The organism is Microcoleus sp. Pol11C3, from assembly GCF_036701485.1.
Lineage (GTDB): Bacteria > Cyanobacteriota > Cyanobacteriia > Cyanobacteriales > Microcoleaceae > Microcoleus.
In genome coordinates, this window is record NZ_JAUBQW010000143.1 from 1 (window position 1) to 15,301 (window position 15,301).

14 protein-coding genes are annotated in these 15,301 nt (G+C 47.1%); 11 read left to right on the top strand and 3 right to left on the bottom strand.

Features of this window, described 5'->3' with window-relative positions; genetic code table 11:
- Positions 1-35: 35 nt before the first annotated feature.
- A complete protein-coding gene (locus QUA40_RS23760; RefSeq protein ID WP_333130452.1) occupies positions 36-392 on the bottom strand; it encodes a cupin domain-containing protein in 357 nt (118 codons plus the stop codon).
- Between the two features lie 68 nt (positions 393-460).
- The gene (locus tag QUA40_RS23765; protein ID WP_333130454.1) at positions 461-940 is read right to left on the bottom strand and encodes a hypothetical protein; all 480 of its coding nucleotides are present in this window, start codon (positions 938-940) and stop codon (positions 461-463) included.
- A gap of 148 nt (positions 941-1,088) precedes the next feature.
- Here QUA40_RS23765 and QUA40_RS23770 point away from each other — a divergent pair, with 148 nt between their 5' ends.
- From QUA40_RS23770 to QUA40_RS23780, 3 genes are all read left to right on the top strand, one after another.
- Positions 1,089-2,543, top strand: coding sequence for a folate/biopterin family MFS transporter (locus QUA40_RS23770; RefSeq protein WP_333130456.1), 1,455 nt, complete (start codon positions 1,089-1,091; stop codon positions 2,541-2,543).
- A 140-nt stretch (positions 2,544-2,683) separates the two neighbouring features.
- A complete protein-coding gene (locus QUA40_RS23775; RefSeq protein WP_333130458.1) occupies positions 2,684-4,180 on the top strand; it encodes a carotenoid oxygenase family protein in 1,497 nt (498 codons plus the stop codon).
- Positions 4,181-4,408: 228 nt separating this feature from the next.
- Complete coding sequence (locus QUA40_RS23780) at positions 4,409-5,308, top strand: DUF4436 family protein (protein WP_333130460.1); 900 nt, start codon at positions 4,409-4,411, stop codon at positions 5,306-5,308.
- A gap of 116 nt (positions 5,309-5,424) precedes the next feature.
- On the opposite strand, the gene QUA40_RS23785 is transcribed toward QUA40_RS23780, so the two are convergent.
- The gene (locus QUA40_RS23785; RefSeq protein WP_333130462.1) at positions 5,425-6,279 is read right to left on the bottom strand and encodes an SGNH/GDSL hydrolase family protein; all 855 of its coding nucleotides are present in this window, start codon (positions 6,277-6,279) and stop codon (positions 5,425-5,427) included.
- A 361-nt stretch (positions 6,280-6,640) separates the two neighbouring features.
- On the opposite strand from QUA40_RS23785, the gene QUA40_RS23790 reads away from it, so the two are divergent.
- The 8 genes from QUA40_RS23790 to QUA40_RS23825 all read left to right on the top strand — a co-directional run bounded on the left by QUA40_RS23790 (position 6,641) and on the right by QUA40_RS23825 (position 15,117).
- Positions 6,641-6,883: a DUF7219 family protein gene (locus QUA40_RS23790; protein ID WP_333130464.1), complete on the top strand. Its 243-nt coding sequence runs from the start codon at positions 6,641-6,643 to the stop codon at positions 6,881-6,883.
- Between the two features lie 106 nt (positions 6,884-6,989).
- Entirely contained in the window at positions 6,990-7,523 is a 534-nt protein-coding gene (locus QUA40_RS23795; protein ID WP_333130465.1) for an RDD family protein, read from the top strand.
- A gap of 38 nt (positions 7,524-7,561) precedes the next feature.
- Positions 7,562-7,750 carry a 50S ribosomal protein L33 gene (gene rpmG / locus QUA40_RS23800; protein WP_006631376.1) on the top strand — a complete coding sequence of 63 codons (189 nt, stop codon included), beginning with the start codon at positions 7,562-7,564 and terminating at the stop codon, positions 7,748-7,750.
- A 168-nt stretch (positions 7,751-7,918) separates the two neighbouring features.
- Entirely contained in the window at positions 7,919-8,134 is a 216-nt protein-coding gene (rpsR, locus tag QUA40_RS23805) for a 30S ribosomal protein S18 (RefSeq protein WP_006631377.1), read from the top strand.
- A gap of 313 nt (positions 8,135-8,447) precedes the next feature.
- The gene (locus QUA40_RS23810; protein WP_333130467.1) at positions 8,448-10,454 is read left to right on the top strand and encodes a ribonuclease R family protein; all 2,007 of its coding nucleotides are present in this window, start codon (positions 8,448-8,450) and stop codon (positions 10,452-10,454) included.
- Between the two features lie 447 nt (positions 10,455-10,901).
- The gene (locus QUA40_RS23815) at positions 10,902-12,341 is read left to right on the top strand and encodes a 1-acyl-sn-glycerol-3-phosphate acyltransferase (protein WP_333130469.1); all 1,440 of its coding nucleotides are present in this window, start codon (positions 10,902-10,904) and stop codon (positions 12,339-12,341) included.
- Between the two features lie 157 nt (positions 12,342-12,498).
- Complete coding sequence (locus tag QUA40_RS23820; protein ID WP_333130471.1) at positions 12,499-13,386, top strand: histidine kinase dimerization/phospho-acceptor domain-containing protein; 888 nt, start codon at positions 12,499-12,501, stop codon at positions 13,384-13,386.
- 267 nt (positions 13,387-13,653) lie between these two features.
- The gene (locus QUA40_RS23825; protein WP_333130473.1) at positions 13,654-15,117 is read left to right on the top strand and encodes an IctB family putative bicarbonate transporter; all 1,464 of its coding nucleotides are present in this window, start codon (positions 13,654-13,656) and stop codon (positions 15,115-15,117) included.
- Positions 15,118-15,301 lie beyond the last annotated feature (184 nt).

Below are 15,301 nucleotides of genomic sequence, written 5' to 3' on the forward strand. Positions count from 1 at the left end.
TCTATCCTTGCTCTTCGCTGTGCTTATCTCAACGGTCAACTTTCAATTTGATGTATTTGCCAAAGTGAGATGCACCCAACAACATCTGCATTCGAGCGGTTGACTAAATGGTGTCCGTCTGAATCACCCGCCGGAAAACCCGCCGCCATACCCGGTTTCAGCACTTGCTCTCCCAAATTTGTAATCAGAGTAACTTCCCCTTCCAGAACATAGATTAACTCATCTTGACGGGTATGCCAGTGTCTGAGAGCAGAACAACTTCCCGGTGCAAGTCTCACCAAATTTACCCCAAAATTCTGCAATCCGGCAGCATCCCCCAAGCGTTTTTTCACTCTCCCCGCAACAGCAGATTGGAATTGCTGAGGGTACTTGGAACCCGTAATTTCCGGCACATTTTTAGGATCGATAATCCTAAAAAATTCCTTTCACTAATTGCCCCATCTTATCCCCAAAATTTTAGCTATTCTAAAGGTTTCAAAGTAGTAGGGTTTTCCCGAATCGGTTTAATAAAACGGCTGTTCGCCCGCACAAAACAATTGCCTTTTTGCGTGGAAACAGGGAGCCAACCCTTGCCTTGATTGTCAGAAATCATAATTTGATTGGCATTATTTCCCGTCACCGCTTCCAAGCGCTGTCCCCGCCGAAAAACAGTCACCACAGGCCACTGCGAAACATTATGTTTATTTCTTTCAAACAACTCATCAGGCGCATTTAAACCGTCTACAGAAATTGAGCGAAATCTCTGAGCCATCCGGCAATTCAACCCTTTAGGATCAGAGTCAACAACCAACCAATTTACCTGCCTGTTGCCCCGCTGTCTCGCAGGCGGCACCGGATAATCACCTTGCTTATTAGCAACAGGTATTGCTGAGGCTAAATTAGCCCCCATTCCTAAAATCCAAGCCGCTGCGAGAAAGACAATTCTAATTTCTGCTTTCATTGCTACCAAAAATCCTTTAATTCGATCTCATCATAATTTTATAGTACCTGCCACCTCCCCGTCACTTTCGCATCCCACCTCCGACAGTTCCCGCAAACCATTAAGAATGTGTTATAAATATTGAGATTCATTAAGAAATATTGCTCAAATGCTCGTTTCCCCCTCCGGCGTCAGCAAACTCAAAGAATCTTTAAAAGAAAAAGTATTCTTTGGGAATGAGCCAACCCCCGAACTCATAGCCATCTTACTGATTTACTTCGTCCAAGGCATTCTCGGACTAGCCCGCTTAGCCGTCAGCTTCTTTCTCAAAGACGAACTAGGTATGAGTCCGGCAGAAGTCTCGGCCATGCTGGGCGTCGTAGCCCTGCCTTGGATTATCAAACCCGTGTTCGGCTTCATGTCGGACGGCTTGCCGATATTAGGCTACCGCAGACGCCCTTACATCGTTCTCTCCGGGCTGCTGGGAACCTTAGCATGGGTGAGCCTCGCAACAATTGTACACACACCGCTGGCAGCTACAGGCGCGATCGCCCTGAGTTCCCTCTCCCTCGCCGTCAGCGACGTAATCGCCGACTCCCTGGTAGTCGAAAGGGCCAGAAAAGAATCCGTTACCGACGCAGGTTCCCTGCAATCCTTGTCTTGGGGCGCTGCAGCCCTCGGCGGACTAATTACCGCCTACCTCAGCGGTTCCCTGCTGCAACACTTCAGCAGCCACACAATATTTTTAATCACCGCATCTTTCCCGCTAATTGTATCAGCAACAGCTTGGTTAATTGCCGAAGAAAAAACCAACAAAAGAACCGACTTTGAAACTGTCAAAGACCAACTAAAACAACTACGGCAAGCTGTTACCCAAAAAACAATTTGGCTGCCCACCGCCTTTCTCTTCCTCTTGCAAGCCACCCCAAGCTCAGACTCCGCCTTCTTCTTTTTCACCACCAACGAATTAGGCTTTCAACCAGAATTTCTCGGCCGAGTGCGCCTCGTTACCAGCATTGCCGCCCTCGCAGGCGTCTGGCTGTTTCAGCGCTTCCTCAAAACAGTTCCATTTCGAGTAATTTTTGGCTGGTCAACGGTCATTGCGACTGCTTTGGGCATGACTACTTTATTATTAGTAACTCATGCGAACCGAGCTTTAGGAATTGACGATCAATGGTTCAGCATCGGAGACAGCCTGATCCTGACAGTAATCGGACAAATTGCTTATATGCCGATACTGGTACTCTCCGCCCGGTTGTGTCCCCCAGGCGTCGAAGCAACTTTATTTGCCGTGTTGATGTCAGTCACCAACTTAGCAGGACTTATTTCCCACGAAGGCGGTGCACTTTTAACCCACTTGCTAGGAATTACCGATCGCAATTTCGATAACCTCTGGCTGCTAGTCATCATCACAAACCTGTCCACACTTCTGCCCCTACTGTTCTTAAATTGGCTGCCCGCCGAGAGTACAGAAAGCGGCGATCCAAACAATCAAAAGTCTCTCCCCGTATTAGAACCAGAACTGGGCAGTTCCAAACCAGGCGGACAGCATTTCATGCCCGAATACTTTCCCGACTTAGTACCGACAGTAAGGTCACAAAGTCGCACGGCAGATAGCAAATAAAGGAAGTTCGGCAACGGATTTTTTAACGGATGTAACGGATGAATTAAAGTGTGTTTTCCAATTTTATGAGTCTCCCACTTTCTTTCTCTCTGTGCCCTCTGTGTTCTCTGCGGTTAAATCAATAAAAGCTTATTCTACCAATGCAAAACTTACAACTTTCCCCACCTCAAACAGCCGCCCCAAACCCATCATACGATCGCACAGACTGGCAGCGCGGCTACGAATCCCAACCCAACGAATCCGACTACTGGATTGACGACATAGAAGGCGAAATCCCCGCCGACATGCAAGGCACATTCTTTCGCAACGGGCCCGGATTATTGGATGTCAACGGCCAGCGCATCCACCATCCGTTTGACGGCGACGGGATGATTTGTGCGATCGCAATATCCGAAGGCCGCGCCCATTTTCGCAACCGATTCATACACACAGAAGGCTATCTCGCCGAACAAAAAGCCGGAAAAATTCTCCACCGAGGCGTTTTCGGCACACAGAAACCGGGGGGCTGGCTAGCCAACATCTTTGATGTCAAAATCAAAAACATTGCCAACACCAACATCATTTATTGGGGCGACAAACTGCTAGCACTTTGGGAAGCAGCACAGCCCTACAGACTCGACCCCCGCACCCTAGAAACACTCGGCTTAGACACCCTAGACGGCATTTTACAACCCGGTGAAGCCTTCGCCGCCCACCCCAGAATTGAAAAAGGGAAAAATGGCAAAGGAGACAGATTAGTAAACTTTTCTGTCAAGCCCGGTTTGTCGAGTACCATCACGATTTACGAACTCGACGAAAGCGGCAAACTTTTGCAGCGTCACGCCCATGCAATACCGGGTTTTGCCTTCCTGCACGACATGGTAATTACCCCGAATTACTGCATATTCTTCCAAAATCCCGTCAGCTTCAATCCGCTGCTTTTCTTGTTAGGATTTCGGAGTGCCTCCCAGTGCATTCAATTTTCGCCAAACAAGCCAACGCAAGCAATTTTAATTCCCCGCAACGGCACTGACGAGGTGAAGATATTAGAAACCGAATCTTGTTTTGTCTTCCACCACTGCAACGCATGGGAAGAAGGAGGCGAAGTTTTTGTAGATTCAGTTTGTTACGAATCATTCCCAACGGTAGAGGCGGACGGCGATTTTCGCGAGATTGATTTTGACAGCGTTCCAGCGGGGGAATTGTGGCGGTTTAAGTTAAATTTGCAAGACAAAACGGTGCAGCATCAAGTTGTTGAAACTAGGTGCTGCGAGTTTCCAACTTTGCATCCCAATAATGTCGGACAACCTTACCGATATCTTTATATCGGTGCTGCGGATGCTCCCACGGGGAATGCTCCTTTGCAAGCTATCCTCAAAATGGATTTCGTGACTGGTGAAAGGCAAATTTGGAGTGCGGCACCGCGCGGTTTTGCGGGGGAACCGGTGTTTGTTACCCGTCCCGATGCTGTTGCTGAGGATGACGGCTGGCTGCTGGTTTTAATGTATGATGCAGCTAATCATCGATCGACCTTAGTGATTTTAGATGCTCGCGATATCACCAAAGGGCCCCTAGCGCGCTTGCATTTAAAACAGCACATTCCCTACGGTTTGCACGGCAGTTTTACACCAAATGTACTGCTTCCTGTCGGTTCGTAGTTGCGCTACTATGGGCGGGCAAGATGCCCACCCCACAAGAAGGAAAATTCATCTCTTGTGGAACAGGCATCTTGCCTGTTCGTAAACAAGTAATTGAGAATGGTGCAATATCTCACTTTTAACCGACTTTAGCTATGAGCCAGGGGTTTAAACCCCTGGCTGACTGACTGACTGCGGAAACTGCGACAAATACTAACAACTATTAAAAATGTAAAATCTCCATAATAAATGCAAACTGTCAACAAATTTACTCTCAAAAAAATACTTATTTTAATTTGCAGCCTCGCCGTAAGTTTGACAATTATCTTATCTATTTACTCTCATAATGCTAACGCCCAAGAGCCTTACAGACCGTCTCAAGATACCGCTGCGCCCCTCAAAGGATTGGTTGAGGTCAAAATGACGGTAATTGCCGTTGATCCCATTAAAAATGAATTAGAAGCCCGCTTGCAGTTTGAACTCAAAGGTATTTATAAAAAAGGGCCAACTTACCCGGCTCAAGACTTGTTAATGACAGTTAACGGCGCAAATGTACAGGATTCGGAAATTACCTTTAAAGAAGGCAAACCGATGATTGTCCCTGCATTGAAGTTTAACTTAGTCAAAGGAAAAATTAACAATTACCCGTTTGATAGGCACATTGCTAAAGTAGCTATTTCGATTGACCCGCTGCCTTCGATTGGTAAAAAGTTTGCTCCATTTGAACTGAATCCCGTGCCGCTGGAATTTAATTTTCATGCCGATGTTCCAGGTTTCGACATCAGTTATAAGCCGATGGAAGAGAATTCATCTATCTTTATTTATATCGATGTTTCTGCAACTCGCTCAATCCCGGTGAAATTCTTTGCCTTAGTGATTATTGTGATCATGTGGGTGCTGTCAATTATGGCATTGTTGCTAGCATTGAAAGTGATGAAATCTGGCAAGTTACCGGAAGTGGGAATGCTGAGTTGGACGGGTGTGATGCTGTTTGCTTTTCCCGCTATTCGCAATGCTCAACCGGGGGTGCCCCCGGTGGGAACTGCAAGCGATTTTCTTTCGTTTTTTTGGACGGAAATTATAGTTGTGGTGGCCTTAGTTATTATTGGTAGCTGTTGGCTACAACGCTATCACCCACCGAGTGAATGATTTGAGATTTGAGATTTGAGATTTGAATAATTTAGCCGAGAGATAAATCAGGGGGCTTTTTCCCTGGATACTTTCAATTAACAGTCAACAGTCAACAATTAACTAAATTCAAATATTCAATGTTTGACTTCCAAATTCTCAATATCCTTTGCAGGTACGCCCAAACCGCGCAAGATAGTAAAAGCAATAATTCGATATCCCGAGGGATTGGGATGAACTCCATCTGTGGCTAACAAATTCAGAGTCTTGCCCGCGTGTTTTTGATACGTGCCGATAACTTCCCGACAAGGCCCATTCAAATCGATAAACAAGCACTGATTCTGCAACGCAATTTCTCGCATGGCGGCAATATACTCTTGCAACCTGCGATTTTCTGGGCCGTCGAGAATTTCGCCGATCGGAGTAGGAGAAAGCAGTACAACTCGAATTCCTGCCGCTTTTGCCGCCAGCACCATTTGAGTTATTTTCTCCCGATATTCTGCCAGTGGCACTCCCGTGGGCAACTTGCCTTGCGGATAAAACCGCAGGTTTTGGAAGTCGAAGAAAGCGTGCCAAACGTCATTGACTCCGACATTAATCATCACTAAATCTGGCTTTTGGTCGATCGCATCTTTCTGGAAGCGCGCTTGCATATCAGTCGCCTTGTTACCGGAGATTCCGGCGTTGACGATTTCGATTTGGCGATCGGGATAAAGGGCATTCAGATAGCGTTCCAGCAGCCAAACGTAACCTCCGGGGTATTTACCAGCCTCGGTGATGCTGTCCCCCACTATCACAATTTTGCGCTTGCCGGCGATCACGTTTTGGATTTCTGGTGGCGGCGTTGCTTCGGATACGGATTCTTTAAACACGGGAATTAAGGAGTGAGGAATGTTGAAGGCGATAATAGCAGCAATTACGGCGAGGACAAGTCTAATTAAAACTTGCCTCAGCCGGGGTTTGGGACGGGGCGATCGCGCATTTGCAGACATTATGCAGTTTTTTACTCAAAGTCTAACTATTTATGCCTGCAATAATATTATCCATTTTTAGTTTTTTTGTCACTTATTTCAATAAGTCAGTCCTGGACTAACAAAAACCTGGTTTGGACGCCCAATCCGAAGTTATAACCCTTAAGCCATAAACCTAGTTGTTGACCCCGCCTGCCTAAGTTGTACACGTGAAATTACTGAGGTTTTTGTCGCCCTCATCTGTCGGTGTAATTGCCATCACTAAAAAGTTTGCCAAATATCACATGATTTCTGCTACTTACAGCACAACTTTATCAGGTGATCGCAGTTTATAATAATATTGATTAGTTCAGGAAACAAGTTTTCATGAGAGGTTAAAGCAATGGTAGCAAATTCAAATTTTTTATATCCTCAAAATCGCTATTACGGTGAAGTAAAGCCAGAGAATTTGGTATTTAATGCGAATTTACAAGAGTTTTCTCAGCGAGTGGGTTACATCAGTTCCTTGACATCTAACGGTAAAATCTCTGTGGAACAGGCATTTACTCAGATCCAAACACTGTGGGAACAGGTGGAAAAGTCCAAAAAGCAGTTGGGAATTGGCGAAAATCCATTTTCCACTTGAATAATTAGCGGTTGGCTTGAAAGTTGAGTTACGCGCCATTGATGCCGATCGATAAATCCACAGCTTAAGATGAAAAAGTAGCTAGTGGCGATCGACCTTTTTGCCTATGAGTTCCGACCTAGTTCCTCTCCTTCCCAAAGTATCCGTCGGCCGCCGCGCCGCGGCCCTCTGCATCGACGGAATCGCAGTTGGGCTGCCCAGTTTGCTTCTGGGCAATAATTTGATCGTCCAAACCATATTTTTTGTTCTGCTGTGGCTGATCATGCGCGTAGCCATCGTCAGGAAAAACCAAGGTCAAAGTCTGGGGCGCTGGGCCTTGGACATGAAAATTGCCGATACCAGATTTTTTAGGACTCCCGGAGTGCAAGAACTGTGCAAGCGCGAGGCATTGCTGGGCTTTTGCGTGGCCTTAGCCTTCGCAGGTATAGCTCGACTCACATCTACCAACGCCGCCGTCTTGCTACTGATGCTGCCCCTGGCGATCGACTGTAGCGTTGCCTTCAACTCCGCCGACAGGTTTCCCCAAGCTTTCCACGATCGCATCGGCCGGACGATGGTCGTCGGAACCCGCCGTGGCTACTCCCTCGACATCAAAGTTAGAAGATTACTTGACCAAGTGCAGAGCAATGTGAGAAGATAATAAATTGTGTTTAAATTAGTCGAAATTTATTTAGAATTATGGCTAAAGGCGTCCGCATCATAATTACTCTAGAGTGTACTGAGTGCCGTACAAACGTAAGCAAACGCTCCAAAGGCGTGTCTCGGTACACCACCACCAAGAACCGTCGCAACACGACGGCGCGGCTGGAACTCAAAAAGTTCTGCCCCCACTGCAACAGCCACACTGCCCACAAAGAGATCAAGTAGTGATTAGTCATTAGTCCTGAGTCATCAGTCATCAGTCATCAGTTGTTGGCAATTGATATTGATCCGCGAAAAGCAGATAACTAACCAATGCTTTCCTGACGGCTAGCAACTAACGGCTAATAACTAACAACTCACCATCAACAGTCAACAGTCAACAAACAACAAACTATGACTTACTTTCGCCGGCGCGTTTCGCCCATCAAACCAGGAGACCCGATCGACTACAAAGATGTCGATTTGCTCAAAAAATACGTCACAGAACGCGGTAAAATTTTGCCCCGCCGGATTACAGGTTTGACTGCAAAACAGCAGCGAGACCTGACCAGAAGCATCAAAAGAGCAAGAATTGTAGCTTTGATGCCCTTCGTAAACCAAGAAGGTTAACAGGATTTGGGATTTTGGGTTTTAGATTTTGGACTGGGAATAAGACTTGCGCGAAAAGAACGTCTTTCTGTCATTAATAGTGCAGCAAGAAGGCAGCGAAAAAATCGCAAAATAGGGTTAATCGTCGCCGGAGCGCAAGTCTTAATCACAAGTCAAAAGTTAAAAAAAAAGCAAGAACAAAAAACAACTTTTTAGATTTTAACTTTCACAATTGACCAGAAAAATTGCCAATCTCCAAAATCTAAAATCGCAAGCTCGAAACTCGATAAGTGGCTACTGTAAAAATCCAAAATCTCAAATATAAAGCTGGCAAGTGGAGAAGGGAACGTTAGTAGAATTTAGAGTGCACGGCGACCGCCGTCTGGCAGTTGCCGATCGCCCCGACGGCAAGAAAAACTGGGTAGTGGTAGACGAAAACGGTCAACCGCACAGCATACCGCCCAAACAAATCACCTACGAAGTAGTCGGAGAAACTTACAAACCCTCCGACATTCCCAAATTTCTTAAAGAAGTAGAAGCCTACTCAGATCCGTCGAGTTTGGAAGTCGCTTGGGAAATTTTAGTCGGTGACGGAGAAACAGCAGATCCCGAATCCCTGGCAATGCTGCTATTTTCCGATCGCAGTCCGGCCCAGTGTTACGCGGCTTACTGTTTGCTATCAACAGACAAACTGTATTTCAAACAAAAGGGGGATCGCTACGAACCGCGATCGGCGGCCCAAGTAGCGGAAATCAAACACCAGCAAGAAGTAGAACAGCAGCGACACCAAGAATCCCAAGGATTTTGGGATCGAGTCAAACAGCGGCTGGCAGGAAAAAATGTAGATTGGGAAAATAGCGATCGAACTCGCCTCGACGCCCTAGAACGCTTTGCCCTCCTGGGAGAAGAAGCAACGCACCGCACCCCTGCCTTAGAAACTTTAGCCAGCTTAGAACGTTCCGAAAACCCCGAAGCAGCATTTGGGCTCCTAGTCGAGCTCGGCCTGTGGAGTAGCCACGAAAACCTGTTTTTGCGGCGCAGCCAAATTCCCCTACAATTCTCCGCAAAGGTATTAGAAGTGGCCCAACGCTGCCTAGAAAATCCCCCAACCGACTCGGACACAAATCGTCTCGATTTAACTCACCTCAAGGTTTACACGATCGACGACGAAAGCACCACCGAAATCGACGACGGCCTCAGCTTAGAATTCCTCGAAAACGGCCAGCAGCGGATCTGGATACACATCGCCGATCCTACCCGCTTGCTTTCCCCCGGAGACGAACTCGACCTCGAAGCTAGAAAGCGCACCACCACGGTTTATCTGCCAACGGGAATGATTCCCATGTTTCCCCCTGCTTTGGCAACCGGGCCGATGAGTTTAATTCAAGGCAAAGAGTGCAGCGCCCTCAGCTTCAGCGTCACCTTAGACGAACTCGGCGCGGCTCAAGATTACAGTATCCACATCAGCACCATAAAACCCACCTACCGCTTGACCTACGATGACGTAGACGAAATGCTGGAGTTGGGAATCGAAGCAGAACCGGAAATAGCAGCGATCGCCTCTGCAGCAAAACTGCGCCAAAAATGGCGGGAAGCCCAAGGCGCAATCAGCATTTTCATGCCCGAATCAGTCATCAAAGTCAACGGCGACGACATCAAAATCCACGTCATCGACGACTCCATCGCCCGGATGCTAGTAGCCGAAATGATGATTTTAGCCGGCGAACTAGCCGCCCGCTACGGTCAAGCTCACAGCCTGCCCATACCCTACCGCTATCAGCCACAGCCCGAACTCCCTCCCGATGAAGAACTGCTAGCCGTTCCCGCAGGCCCAGCCCGCGCTTGCGCCGTGCGCCGCTGTATGCCCCGCAGCGAAATGGGCCTCACCCCCGGACGCCACGCCGGCTTGGGTTTGGAATTGTACACCCAAGTTACTTCCCCGATCCGCCGCTATACCGACTTGCTGACTCACTTCCAAATCAAAGCCCACCTGCGGGGCGAACCACTGCCTTTTTCCGCTGAAGAAATACAGGACATTGTGATGTGTCTCGGCACCGCAGTTAAAGAAGCATCCACCGTCGAACGCCAAACTAACCGCTATTGGGGATTGGAATATTTGCGGCGTAATCCCGATGAAGTTTGGGAAGCTTTAATGCTGCGCTGGCTGAGGGAAGACAGCAATCTTGGATTGATTTTATTGGAAGAGTTGGGTTTAGAATTGGCAATGCGATTTGGTCGATCGGTCGCCATAGGCGATCGGCTAGAAGTCAAAGTCACCCACTGCGATCCGCGATCGGATGTCATTAACTTCCAGGAAATGATATTTGAAGCCGCACAATAGGATTTTAGATTTTAGATTTTGGATTGCAAAAATCTGTGTTGAAGGCTAAAACTGAGGATAAATCTCGTTTTTAGTCGAGTTTGTGACCCCCTAGCATCCTCCTTGTCAAGGGCAGGGGGGTAAAAAAGATGATGGTTTCATATCTAGTCCTGTAAAATAATCGTAATTCTTGTCAGGGCTAGTTCACCCCCGATCTGTAATATCAGCCAGAAATCCCGTAAACCCGCCCCGACCAAAATATTGGGGTCGATCGACTGGACATGATATCCGATCCAAGACGGGTAATACTTTTGACCTTAAGTTGACACGCTTTGCTATCTCCTCTCTTCCTCCGTGTCCTCTGTGTCCTCTGCGGTTAATAAAAAAAACTTCAGCATTCTAAAAATTGGAAGTTTTTACCCCGACCTAGTAATCTAAAATCTAAAATTTAAAATTTAAAATCGCAAAATGCCCAATTCAATTAGCCAAGTTCAGCCGCCGCTGGAATTCATACCCCCAGCCTACAACCCGCTAGTGGTGCAAGGTTGTAAGCAAATATTCCCCTGGTGGCTGCGATTTCGGACGAGTATCAGCCACGTTCAAGCCGAAAACGTCGAAACCCTCGCCGAACTATTCCACCAATTTCAAAATCAGAAAGTTCGCTTCTTGCTAGCCTTCCGCCACCCCAACTCAGACGATCCCTACTGTTTGGGACAACTAATTTGGAAACTCGTTCCCCAGGTAGCGCGCGCCAAAGGTATTCCCCTGCAATTCCCGGTACATTCCCACTTTATCTACGATCGCGGCATTCCCCTGTGGGCCGGTGCGGGAGTCGGCTGGTTGTATTCCCGCCTCGGTGGCACTCCGATTGTTCGCGGTAAAATCGATCGCCCCGGATTGCGATCGGCCCGTGATTTATTTGCCAACAGCCAATTCCCGATCGCCGCCGCCCCAGAAGGCGCCACCAACGGTCACAATGAAATAGTTAGTCCCCTCGAACCGGGAATTGCTCAAATGGGTTTCTGGTGCGTTGAAGATTTGCTGAAAGCCGGACGCACTGAAAAAGTTTTAATTGTGCCTATCGGCATTCAATACCGCTATGTCAACCCACCTTGGCAACCCCTAGAAAAACTTTTAACTCAATTAGAAATTGATTGCGGACTGCCACCTTTAGAACGCACCGAAATCGATAATTTAGAGACTGCAAATCCCGACTCCGAAAACCACAATCACAAATTCCAATATCTGCGCCTGATTCGAGTGGGCAGCCATTTGCTATCAGTAATGGAAGACTTTTACAGCCGTTTTTATCATAAAAAATTCCCCCAAAAGATATCTATTTTACCATCATCAGTTTCCGAACAAACGACCAATATTTTTGACAATGAAGTAATGATAGCTCGACTGAAAGCACTGTTAGACGTGGGTTTGCAAGTAGCAGAAGAATATTTTAACTTAAAGCCCAAAGGCAGTTTAATAGACCGCTGCCGCCGTCTGGAACAAGCAGGCTGGGAGTATATTTATCGAGAAGATATCAAAGATATTGCAGCACTTTCTCCCTTAGAAAGAGGATTAGCCGATCGCCTCGCTGAAGAAGCAAGTCTTCGGATGTGGCACATGAGACTTGTAGAAAGTTTCGTGTCGGTCACGGGCAGGTATGTCGCAGAACAACTGACAGCAGAACGTTTGGCAGAAACAACTTTACTGCTGTGGGATGTACTGGCTCGCATCAAAGGGGGAAATCCTTTCGGCAGACCGAAGTTGGGCAAACAGCAGGTACAAATGACCGTGGGCGAACCCATATCAGTGAGCGATCGTGGGGATCGATATCAAACCAGCCGCAGGTTAGCAGTTGCCGAACTCACTCAAGACTTGCAATCAGCTTTAGAAGCAATGATTAAATCTTAATTACTCCGATAAGGAAGAGCTTCTAGGGAAGAAGGAATATATATTTTTCTTCACTACTTTTTTTTGTGGTGAATTATAAACAGATTGTTATAGACTTTTGGAATAGGTCTAATGAACCGCAAACGCTCGCTCGACAATGAACCAATAAAAATTAGCGATGACTAACAAACCTATCGATTTGTCTACTAACTCAATTAAAATAAAACTGCTGAATAATTTAGCGCAGGAATTGCTCACACCGCTCACTTCTGTCCTCGGCATGGCAAGCGTGTTGAAACAAGAAATTTATGGCCCCTTAACGAGCAAGCAAAAAGAATATATTGACGTGATCCAAGACAGCAGCCGCTCTTTGCGATCGCTAGTTGAAGAAATTTTGGAACTGGCAGAACTAGATGATTCCGCTTTCACCTTGAAGCGAACCGCAGTCGATATAGAAACTTTGTGCCAGCAGGTTGTGACAATCCTGTCGTCGGCGGCAAGTAGACGAGAGCAAGAAATTAATTTGTCGATGGGGCCCGGATCGCGCATCTGGTTGGTAGATAAAGATAAGGTTCAGCAAATGCTGCACCACTTAATTTTTAGCATTATTCAATCTGCTGGGGCAGGCAGCGTGATTCGAGTCCACGTTTCTCGGAAAGAAGACGGTATCAACATCGGAGTTTGGGTTTTTCATCCTTGGTTAGGGGAAAGTTTGCCCCATGCTAAACTCTACACCGACTACTTGTTGAAGGCCGGATCTGTTAGCGGTTCGCCATCGCACTCCGAAAGCGACTCCCTCGGAGTCGAAGCGCAACTCCCGACACAGGGTTCGCAGCGATTAACGCTGGCGTTTTCGGAGTTGGCGGCTTTGGTGGCCGAGAATGCCGAGGATACCGCACCGGTGTTAGCTGGTTACGGGGCCAGGGAACGCTTGGGGCTGCTGCTTTGCTGCCAATTGGTGGAAATTCAAGGCGGTCAACTCTCAATTCAAGGTGCCCCGGAATCTGGATATCGCTACGTGCTCTGGCTGCCCTGCACAAATGCTACGGAATTGTTGGAAGGATGAAGTTAGTTGACTGTTGACTGTTGACTGTTGTTAGTTGTTAGTTGTTGGTTGTTGGTTGTTAAGGGATGAAGTTAGTTGACTGTTGACTGTTGTTAGTTGTTAGTTGTTTTATCAGAAAATAACTAATAACAAATTTTCAATAACTAATAACCAATACCAAATTCCCAATAATAACTAATAACCAATTTCCAATAACCAATAACCAATAACCAATGCCAAATTCCCGATGCCCAATGCCCGATTACTAAGTACAAATCTAAAATAGCAATGAATTCAGTTTGGCAACAGTTAACTCTGGCAAATTTGCCGCTCTCTCAGTGGCAAAGTAGAAGTTATTTATTCAATTTGGCGATCGGCTCTTTACGCAGTTGGCGGCAGAGTAGCTGGCTGATGCAGTGGGCGGAACCCCTGGGTTTTGTTTTGCTGGGCTTGACTTTCGGTTTGGCGCCGTTTGTGAACAATGCCTTGGTGGGGGTGTTGATGGCGGCTAGCGCTGCATTTTGGGTGCTGCTGACTGTTTCGGACGATCGCGAGATCCCCTTGACGCCGATTCACTTGCTGGTACTTCTGTACTGGGGTATTGCCACTGTCGCAACGGCGATGTCGCCGGTGAAAGCCGCCGCTGTTACGGGTTGGAGCAAGCTAACGCTGTATTTGCTGTTTTTTGCGCTGATGGCTCGGATATTGCGATCGCCTCGTTGGCGAGCGTGGTTAATTGCCGTATTTTTGAACGTCTCTTTAATTGTCAGTTTCTACGGCGTGCGGCAGTGGATTGACAAAGTGCCACCATTAGCTACTTGGAACGATCCAACTTCTACTCAAGCCGATGTCACACGAGTTTACAGCTTTTTGGGCAATCCAAACTTGCTCGGTTCCTATTTGCTGCCGGCCATTGCATTGAGCGCCGCCGCACTTTTTGTGTGGAAAGGATGGGGAACAAAAATTTTAGCCCTGACGATGCTGGTGGTGAATTGCGCGTGTTTGCGCTACACGGACAGCCGGGGTGCTTGGATCGGTTTTGTGGCTCTACTGGTGGTATTTTTAGTGCTGCTGTGGTACTGGTACAGCCCTTTGATGCCTCGGTTCTGGCGAACTTGGGCGCTGCCGTTAGGGTTAGGAGGTTTGGCGGGCTCCTTAATTTTGGGAGTGGCTTTAGTGGAGCCCCTGCGCGATCGAGTTTCGAGTATGTTTATCGGCCGAAATGACAGCAGTAACAATTTTCGGATTAATGTTTGGACGGCGGTAGTTGACATGATTCGCGATCGACCAATTCTCGGAATTGGGCCGGGAAACACAGCCTTTAATAAAGTTTATCCGCTTTATATGAAGCCGAAATTTACTGCTTTGAGTGCTTATTCCGTGCTGCTGGAAATTGCGGTGGAAACCGGTTTTATCGGTTTAATGTGTTTCCTTTGGCTGATGACTGTCACCGTCAATCAAGGTTTGTTGCAGATAAAACATCTGCGGGATTCACAATTTAAAATCTCTAGTTTAGAGGAAGAATCCCCAAATCCCAAATCTCAAATCCAAAATCTCAAATCGAATCAGGGGTTTTGGTTGATTGGGGCGATCGCAACTTTAGCCGGCATGATAGCCCACGGTTTTGTCGATACAGTTTGGTACCGGCCGGAAGTTAATATGCTTTGGTGGTTGATGGTGGCGATTATTGCTAGTTTTTACAGCAACTCGAATCAGCAGCAGCAAGATTCAGCTTTGACGGAGCGCGAGTAGATAGAATTGCTGGCGGGGATTTTCTCCCCGCCCAGTGCAGATTCCAGCAATAGTCGATACAGCAATAGACCTCTTGCAAAAGTCATTCTGAAAGGTTAAGTTCATAGTTAGGGCTTGCTGAATAATCGATCGCAAACTATGAATAGGAGCGACCGATATATTCAAACTCAACTAAAGATAAGGC